We start from the raw sequence: 8,336 nt of genomic DNA, 5'->3' as shown, positions 1-8,336 counted from the left end.
GAAAAACGTTTCACGTTTTCCCACATTACCACAGCTACTACAACAATACACGCAACGATTTGTATTTTTTTGATTTAAAGCCCCTTTTGAGAAAATATTTTGGTAGTTAGACAAGGGGGAGAACATCATAATTTTGCTAACATTAATAATATCTGATCTTTAAGTGTTAAATTTCATAATACTTTTGACAGAACCCTTGGCATACGTAGGAGAGGAAATGAGAAAAATAGAGGAAAGCTACCAGCGTATAACTGATGACAGTCGCTCATTCGATATTCGCTTCTGGCAGTCACAAGGCGACCGCGCCATTTTTGAGGCAGTATCGGAAATGTTGCATGATTACTTTTTGATTCGAGGGAAAGATGCTGACGAATTCAGAATTCAGAGAACTGTTGAATCTTTTCGAAAAGCATAAGATTCGCTATCTCATTGTTGGCGGCTATGCAGTAATGAAATACAGCGAGCCGCGATTCACGAAAGACCTCGATGTATGGATAGCGACTGACCCGGACAATGCAAATTCGGTGTATGAGGCATTGAAAGAATTTGGCGCTCCCCTGGCTAATCTTAACTCATCTGATTTTACTAACAAGGATTACTTCTATCAGATGGGAAGACCACCTTTGAGGGTGGATATCATGATGTCGATTCCAGGAGTCGACTTTGAAGAGGCATGGAAGAATCGTGAGATTGTTGCATTGGATGACTTCAAGATTCCTTTTATTTCGAGATCAGACCTGATCCGGGCAAAGAAAGCTGGCGGAAGGCCTCAAGACAAGATCGATCTCGATAAGCTCAAGGAATCCGAGCAATTGGATGAATTCGAAGAGTAATAATGATCCATTCGCTTTTTGAATTTATCGACCTGATTTTTAACGAATCCCTCATCCCCTGTCCCTTCGGTTATCACGACAGGCGCTGGCTTACAACAAAAAACTATTGTTTTTTGGACTGTCTTTTTATTAACCTGTAGAGTATCGCTTTCTGTATATGCAGACGATTTTCCGCTTCATCATATGCAATGCTCCGCCCGCTGTCCAGCACCTCGGAAGTGATTTCCTCCCCACGGTGTGCGGGAAGGCAGTGGCTCACCAGGGCTTTTTCCCCGGCCTTCGCCATAAGCTCGCTATTCACCTGGTATTTACGGAATTTACTGGCTCGGGCATCTGCTTCGCCCTCCTGGCCCATGCTTGCCCAGACATCGGTATAGATGAGATCGGCGCCTCGCACAGCGCGAGCCGGATCGTGTTCGAGCGTATAGGCAGTATGCATGCGGAATGCACTGCTCCGGGCGTATTCCTGGATTTGATTATCCGGCTCGTAGCCGGGGGGGCAGCACATGGTGAAGTCCATTCCCACCAACGGGCACAGAAGCATGAGGCTGTGCGCCACATTGTTGCCATCCCCAACAAACACCATCTTTTCCCCGGCCAGATTCCCGAGATGTTCTTTCAGAGTCTGGATGCAGGCCAGCGCCTGGCAGGGATGCTCAAGGTCGGTCAGCGCGTTGATGACCGGCACCGTGGAACTGGCGGCCATCTCTTCGATGATCTCATGGCCGAATGTCCGCATGACGATGCCATCCACCCAGCGGGACAGGTTACGGGCGCCGTCGGATACCGATTCACGTTTTCCCAGGGATATATCCTTGCCGGGAATATAGATGCTGCCGCCTCCGAACTGCCGCATCGCAACCTCGAAGGTTACCCGGGTCCGGAGCGAGGGTTTGTCGAAAATCAGAACGACCGTGCGCCCGCGAAACACATCGTAGTATGCGGGAATATCAGCCTTTATCTCCCGGGCCGTTTCCAAAAGAGAAGCGACATCTTCAACCGATACATCCCGAATGCTTAACAGATCTTTTTTCATAATGACTTTTCTCTTGCAAAGTTCGCAAAGACGCAATTAAAATCTGAACCATGATTCACAGGATTAAGAGATTAGCATGATGAAAATAAATTTGTATTTATTTTTATAATCATCTTTTATCATGAGCATCATTCGCATCAGTGGTTCAGACAATCTTTTCCCTTTGCGCCTTCTCCTGCTTACAAAATATACCTGCTCAAATCCTCGTCGCCGATGATATCCTTCAATTCTTTCTTGACCATTTCCTTGGTGATGCGAATCGTTTTCACTCCGTCGTGATGAGGGTCCTCGAACAGAATGTTTTCCAGGAGCTTGCTTAGGATCGTATGGAGACGCCGGGCGCCGATGTTCTCAGTCTTGGCATTAACCTGGGCGGCGCTGGCAGCGACCTCACGGATGGCGCCCTCGGTGAACAGGAGCCGGATACCGTCCGCCTGGAGCAGCGCCTGGTATTGTTTGAGCAGGGCATTCTTCGGCTCGGTGAGAATACGGTAGAAATCGTTCTCGGTGAGGCTGTCAAGCTCGACCCGTATGGGAAATCTCCCCTGCAGCTCCGGGATGAGGTCGGAGGGTTTGCTCGAATGGAAAGCCCCGGCGGCGATAAAGAGGATATGGTCGGATTTGACCATGCCGTACTTGGTCATCACATTGGAGCCTTCCACGATGGGAAGAATATCGCGCTGGACCCCCTCGCGGGAAACATCAATGGTTTCGCTCTGATTCCCACGGCCGGCGATTTTATCGATCTCGTCGATGAACACGATGCCGGTCTCCTCCACCACGGCCAGCGCTTCTTTCACTGCGGAGTCAACATCGATCAGCTTACGGCTTTCTTCCTGCTGGAGGATGGTACGGGCCTCGGCGATGGTCACCTTCCGTTTTTTCGTCCGGCTGCCAAAAGCCCCTCCGAACATTTCCTGGAGATTGACCCCCATCTCTTCCATTCCCTGGGGAGTGAACACCTCGATCATCGGGTAGCGCTCCACCGGGACATCCACTTCCACAAAACGTTCTTCGAGGCGTCCGGAAGCGAGCTGTTCTGCCAGTTTCTGACGGGTTTTTGCCCGGCGCTCTTCCGTCTTGTTTACACCCTCTACAGATTGATCGGATTGGACAATCATGGGCTGCGGTGGCAGGAGAAGGTCGAGAATCCGCTCATTCACCTGTGCCAGCGCTTTCCCCTGAACCTCACGGGTGCGTTTTTCCTTGATCATGTTCACCGCAAGATCGATCAGATCGCGGATGATGGATTCCACATCACGGCCTACATACCCGACTTCGGTGAATTTCGATGCCTCGACTTTGATGAACGGCGCCTCGGCAAGTCCGGCAAGCCTGCGGGCGATTTCCGTCTTGCCGACCCCGGTCGGCCCGATCATGATGATGTTATTGGGCATGATCTCCTTGCGCATATCTTCGGGAAGCATCCGCCTGCGCCAGCGGTTCCGAAGCGCGATGGCCACCATCTTTTTGGCCTTGTCCTGGCCGATGATATATTTGTCAAGCTCAGCCACGATCTGACGGGGAGTCAGATTATTTTCCGTCTCAGGCATGGTCACAACTCCATAACACTTATCTTATCGTTGGTGTAAACGCAGATGGATGCGGCAATGAGAAGGGATTTCTCCACTATCTTGGCGGCGGAAAACCTGGTCCCGTCAAGATAGGCCCGCGCTGCCGCAAGCGCATAGGCCGCCCCGGATCCGATGGCGACGATGCCGTCATCAGGCTCGAGTACATCTCCTTCGCCGGAAACGATATACGAATGCTGCTTGTCCATAATGACCAGCATGGCCTCGAGCTGGCGAAGAATCTTGTCCGTGCGCCAGTCTTTGGCAAGCTCCACCACGGCGCGTGGCATGTTGCCGGAAAACTCCTCCAGTTTGGCCTCAAATTTCTCGAACAGGGCAAAGGCATCGGCTGTGGCGCCTGCGAAGCCCGCGATAATGGTATCGTTATAAAGGCGACGGACTTTGACCGCCGAACTCTTGATCACTGTCTCGCCGTAGGTTACCTGGCCGTCGCCGCCCAAAGCCACCTTGCCGTCCCGCCTGACACCGATTATCGTTGTCCCGTATATTCTCTCATTCTTCATGGTGTTCGCACCTCATATGCCGGATCCTGTCTATACATGACAATATAAATAATTGCGTATGTTTTGAGTGTTTAGATCCTGAAACAAGTTCAGGATGACACGTGTCATGCCGAACTTGTTTCGGCATCTATTTTGATAAGAAACGAAATAAAATATATCGTCATGTCTTTACATCGGGTCGATTAAGCCCGCGGGTGAGCCTGACGGTACGCCTGAGTGAGCCGGTCCATGGTGACATGGGTATAGATCTGGGTGGTTGAAAGGGACGAGTGCCCGAGCAATTCCTGCACAGCGCGCAGGTCGGCTCCGTTATCGAGCATATGGGTGGCAAACGTATGCCGCAGGACATGGGGACTCAGATGCTCTTTTTCCGAAACCATACGGAGATAGCGTGAAACCACGAATTCGATCCGGCGCCGTCCCAGCCTGCCGCCGCGTATGCTTATGAAAAAGGCCTTTTCGCCGGAACACCCTTTTTTCACCAGATGGTCGTTCCGATAGGGGAGATAGCTTTTCAGCGCCAGCGCCGCCTTACGGCCCAGGGGGACAATGCGTTCCTTCTTTCCCTTGCCGAGAACCCGGATGCTGCCCTCATGGAAGTCCACATTCCCCGTATCGAGCCCGTGAAGCTCGGAAAGCCGTATCCCGCACCCGTAGAAAAGCTCGAGAATAGCCCGGTTACGGCTGCCGGCCAGGGTTTCCCCCTCTGGTTTTTCCATGGAAAGCTCCGCTTCCCTCAGGCTCAGAAAAACCGGCTCCTTCTTTTCCAGGCGTGGGGTTCTTACCTCTGCGGCAGGATTCTTTTCGATGATTCCTTCAGCCGCAAGGTATTTGCCGAACGATTTGAGAGAAGCAAGTTTTCGGGCGATGCTCTTTTTCGTCAACCCCATGGTGGAGAGAACGTACAGGTATTCCCGGATGCCGTTACGGGTAAAATACTCGATCCCGGCTTCATCGGAGCCGGTTTTCATGCCCAGATACCCGAGGTATTGATACAGGTCGCGCCGGTAGGCATCGACCGTATGGATGGAATAGTTCTTCTGAGCGCTGATGAACGTGATAAATGCTTCCAGGAATGTGCGCATGATCATTTCTCTATCAGTTCAGCTTCGCCGACACTTTTGCAGCGCGGGCAGGTATGCTCGCCGTTTTTCCCTTCGATCATGGTGGGACAGCCGCACACCGTGCAGCCAACCGCCGCCGGTTTGTTCCAGCTTGCAAACTTGCAGGACGGATACTGATTGCAACTGTAGAAAATCTTGCCCTTTTTTGACCGCTTTTCTACAATCGTGCCCTTGCAGCCCTCCACCGGACATTTCACACCGAGAGAATAGGGCTTGATATTTTTACATGCCGGATAATTGGAACAGGCAAAGAATTTCCCGTATTTCCCCGTTTTCACCTCCATGGGAGACCCGCACTTTTCGCACATCTCATCTGTGGTCTCGGACACCTCTTTCTGTTCAAGAGGCCGGGTGTTCTTGCAGGCCGGGAAGCCGGAACATGCCATGAACCGGCCGTTGCGGCCCCAGCGTATGATCATGGGTTTGCCGCACTTATCGCACTTCTCATCGGTTTCCTCGATCAGGGATTTTTTCAATTCCTTGCTCTGTTTGGTAAAGTTTTCCAAAGCCAGGCTGAAAGGTTTATAGAACTCCCTGACCACATGCAGCCATTCATCCTCCCCCGATTCGACCTTGTCCAGTTCCTCTTCCATGTTTGCGGTGAAATCCACATTGAATATATGGGGAAAGGCCTGCACCAGGAGACGGTTTACATCCTTGCCGAGGATAGTGGCAAGCAGCTTGCCTTTTTCCCGTCGGACATATTCTCGTTCCTGGATGGTATTGATGATCTGAGCATACGTGGAGGGCCTCCCGATGCCGAGGGTCTCCAGCTCCTTTACCAGCGCCGCTTCGGTGAAATGAGCCTGCGGTTTGGTAAAATGCTGGGAGGGAGTAAGCTTTTTCAGAGTAAGAGCATCCCCCGCCCGGAGGCTTTCGGGAAGAGCGGACGCAGGAGCTTCCTCATCCTCCTGCCGAATATCTTCGTAAACCGCCAGATACCCTTTGTAGTCGATTCGGGTGGAGCTTGCCCTGAACTCATATTTTCCGGCAGCGATTTCGGCAGTGGTAACCGTCGATTCGGATGGTTTCATCTGGGATGCGACAAATCGGTTCCAGATGAGCGAGTAGAGCTTGAACTGTTCGGGAGTGAGAAATGCCTTAACTTTCTCGGGACTCTTTGAAAACGATGCGGGGCGGACAGCTTCATGGGCATCCTGGGCGCTTTTCTTCGTTTTGTAAATGTTCGGCTGGGCGGGCAGCTCCTTCGAACCCCACTTTTCCGAAATGTAGGCGCGAACTTCAGCAAGGGCTTCCGGAGCGATTCGGGTGGAATCGGTTCGCATGTAAGTGATGAGGCCGACCGAGCCTTCCGCCAGCTCGATCCCTTCATAAAGGCCCTGGGCTATCCGCATGGTCCTCGAGACGGTGAAACCCAGCCTGCGGGCTGCATCCTGCTGGAGGGTGCTGGTGATGAAAGGAGGCGCGGGATACCCTTTGGTCTTCTTTTTGGTGACATCCTTGACCGAATAGGAGGCGCCGGACAGTTCCCTGACCATCGCTTCCGATTCAGAGACATTCCCGATATTCACCGGCTTGCCGCCCTTTTTTACCAGCTTCGCCTCGAACTCCTCATTACGGCCGGTGGCCAGGAGGGCTTTTATATCCCAGTACTCTACGGGCGTAAAAGCCTCAATTTCAGCGTCACGCTCCACAATCAGCCGAAGCGCCACCGATTGCACCCTCCCGGCTGAAAGCCCGGAATACAGGGTTTTCCAGAGAACCGGGCTGACTTTATATCCTACGAGGCGGTCAAGGACTCGGCGAGCCTGCTGGGCGTTCACTTTTTTCAGGTCAAGCTCGCCCTTGTTTTCTACAGCCCGAATTACCGCATCGCGAGTGATCTGGTTTATCAGCACCCGGTAGTAAGGCTGTCCTTTTCTCACCACCCAGTTCGCCACATGCCAGGCGATAGCTTCTCCCTCACGGTCCGGGTCGGTGGCGAGCAGAACGGTATCAACTTCACTGGCGGTTTTTTTCAGGTCCTGGAGCACCCTCGTCTTCCCCTTGATCACATCATATTTCGGTTCGAAACCACGCTCGATATCAATACCGAACTCCTTAGGGGGGAGATCGATAACATGCCCACCGGTGGGTTTGACAATGTAGTCATGACCGAGAAATTTATTGATGGTTTTCGCTTTTACTGGAGATTCAACGATTACTAAAAATTTCCCCATTATATTGATAGTCTCCTCATTCGCTCATCAGTGATCATCGAACAGGATGGAAGCCACGATTTCATCAATTTCGGATTCCTCCAGAGTATCCGCACCCAGGAGCATGCAGTAATCGAGCACTTTCTCCATCTGTGAACCGTTGATAACGGACAGGGCTTTTAATTTCAGCAGGTAGCCATACACTTCGGGAGAAATTTTCAAGCGCTCGTAATCATGAAGGATGCGGACGGATTCCTGTTTTTGTTCGGCTATTTCGGTGGATTTCACCGTCAGGAAATTAAGTTTATCAAACAACCAGCTGAGAGCTTCAGCCACCTCGCGTTCGTTGTAGCCCCGAATGATCAGACTTTCTGAAAACTCACTCAGGCTTTCGACATCGAGGTCATTCTCTTTTATATGTCCTAGAAGCTGGATGAGAATTTCTATAGTTTTTTCGTTCACATACCGCCCCGTGCGAATAATGCTATTCTAAGTTTCAAGCATTCATGAGGTTATGAATAGCAAAGGTGAAAATATAGTCTTTATCAATCCGGGAATCAAGGAAATTCATACCCGAGATATGCGCCGCGTTACGAAAAGACGTTTTGGAATACGCTTTGAGTAGCGAATTTTGCGAGAAAATTCTCATATATTCTGCGGACGGGGAACCAGGCAGGTGATGCTTCCCGGCTCTCCCGGAACTTGTTTTGATTTACTCGCTATTATACGCTGTTAAACCAAATACAGTTCCCTCACCCCCATTCCCCATCTCCCGAATATCGCGGACGGAGAAAAAGATAGCATTTCACGCACCCGATTTATTATTATTTACCAGGTTGTTTTGGTTCGGGGGAGACGATTTTTTCTGTCATGATTTTTAACCCGGATTATTCACAAACTTGCTATGATATTTTCCTAACTCTTTATTAAACAAATACTTATTATTAATTTTTGAGTGCAGCCCCCTAAATCCCCCGAAGGGGGACTTTTCGCGGTAAAGAAGAAAATGTGAAGGTGTAACTTTTTTAAAAAAACCATTTAAGCCTTGTATTGCAGTCTTTTAAGTCCCCCTTTGGGGGATTTAGGGGG

General features: G+C 50.8%; 8 protein-coding genes. 2 read left to right on the top strand and 6 right to left on the bottom strand.

Annotated features, from left to right (window positions below; translation table 11 throughout):
• Window positions 1-217 precede the first annotated feature (217 nt).
• Window positions 218-415 carry a hypothetical protein gene (locus Q8O92_04800; protein MDP2982631.1) on the top strand — a complete coding sequence of 66 codons (198 nt, stop codon included), beginning with the start codon at window positions 218-220 and terminating at the stop codon, window positions 413-415.
• On the top strand, window positions 393-833 hold the full coding sequence (locus tag Q8O92_04795) for a hypothetical protein (GenBank protein MDP2982630.1): 441 nt from the start codon (window positions 393-395) through the stop codon (window positions 831-833). The genes Q8O92_04800 and Q8O92_04795 overlap by 23 nt, the downstream gene beginning before the upstream one ends.
• A 103-nt stretch (window positions 834-936) precedes the next feature.
• Here the strand turns inward: Q8O92_04795 and argF are convergent, their stop codons facing one another.
• From argF to Q8O92_04765, 6 genes are all read right to left on the bottom strand, one after another.
• Window positions 937-1,869 (bottom strand): ornithine carbamoyltransferase, encoded by a 933-nt coding sequence (argF, locus tag Q8O92_04790; protein MDP2982629.1) that lies wholly within the window; start codon window positions 1,867-1,869, stop codon window positions 937-939.
• A 179-nt stretch (window positions 1,870-2,048) separates the two neighbouring features.
• Complete coding sequence (gene hslU / locus Q8O92_04785) at window positions 2,049-3,422, bottom strand: ATP-dependent protease ATPase subunit HslU (protein ID MDP2982628.1); 1,374 nt, start codon at window positions 3,420-3,422, stop codon at window positions 2,049-2,051.
• Window positions 3,423-3,424: 2 nt separating this feature from the next.
• Window positions 3,425-3,964, bottom strand: coding sequence for an ATP-dependent protease subunit HslV (gene hslV / locus Q8O92_04780; GenBank protein ID MDP2982627.1), 540 nt, complete (start codon window positions 3,962-3,964; stop codon window positions 3,425-3,427).
• Between the two features lie 182 nt (window positions 3,965-4,146).
• Window positions 4,147-5,049: a tyrosine recombinase gene (locus Q8O92_04775; protein ID MDP2982626.1), complete on the bottom strand. Its 903-nt coding sequence runs from the start codon at window positions 5,047-5,049 to the stop codon at window positions 4,147-4,149.
• A 2-nt stretch (window positions 5,050-5,051) separates the two neighbouring features.
• A complete protein-coding gene (gene topA, locus Q8O92_04770; protein MDP2982625.1) occupies window positions 5,052-7,268 on the bottom strand; it encodes a type I DNA topoisomerase in 2,217 nt (738 codons plus the stop codon).
• Window positions 7,269-7,295: 27 nt separating this feature from the next.
• Entirely contained in the window at window positions 7,296-7,709 is a 414-nt protein-coding gene (locus Q8O92_04765) for a DUF494 family protein (protein MDP2982624.1), read from the bottom strand.
• Window positions 7,710-8,336 lie beyond the last annotated feature (627 nt).

The organism is Candidatus Latescibacter sp. (assembly GCA_030692375.1).
In the GTDB taxonomy this organism is placed as follows: domain Bacteria; phylum Latescibacterota; class Latescibacteria; order Latescibacterales; family Latescibacteraceae; genus JAUYCD01.
Note: the sequence above shows the minus strand (reverse complement) of the source record. Positions and strands in the feature narration are given on the sequence as shown.

What these genes read in the sequence shown, in the direction of transcription:
- Q8O92_04800 (MDP2982631.1), top strand. Translation starts at nt 218, where the DNA reads ATGAGAAAAATAGAGGAAAGCTACCAGCGTATAACTGATGACAGTCGC.
- argF (MDP2982629.1), bottom strand. Translation starts at nt 1,869, where the DNA reads ATGAAAAAAGATCTGTTAAGCATTCGGGATGTATCGGTTGAAGATGTC.
- hslU (MDP2982628.1), bottom strand. Translation starts at nt 3,422, where the DNA reads ATGCCTGAGACGGAAAATAATCTGACTCCCCGTCAGATCGTGGCTGAG.
- hslV (MDP2982627.1), bottom strand. Translation starts at nt 3,964, where the DNA reads ATGAAGAATGAGAGAATATACGGGACAACGATAATCGGTGTCAGGCGG.
- Q8O92_04775 (MDP2982626.1), bottom strand. Translation starts at nt 5,049, where the DNA reads ATGCGCACATTCCTGGAAGCATTTATCACGTTCATCAGCGCTCAGAAG.
- topA (MDP2982625.1), bottom strand. Translation starts at nt 7,268, where the DNA reads ATGGGGAAATTTTTAGTAATCGTTGAATCTCCAGTAAAAGCGAAAACC.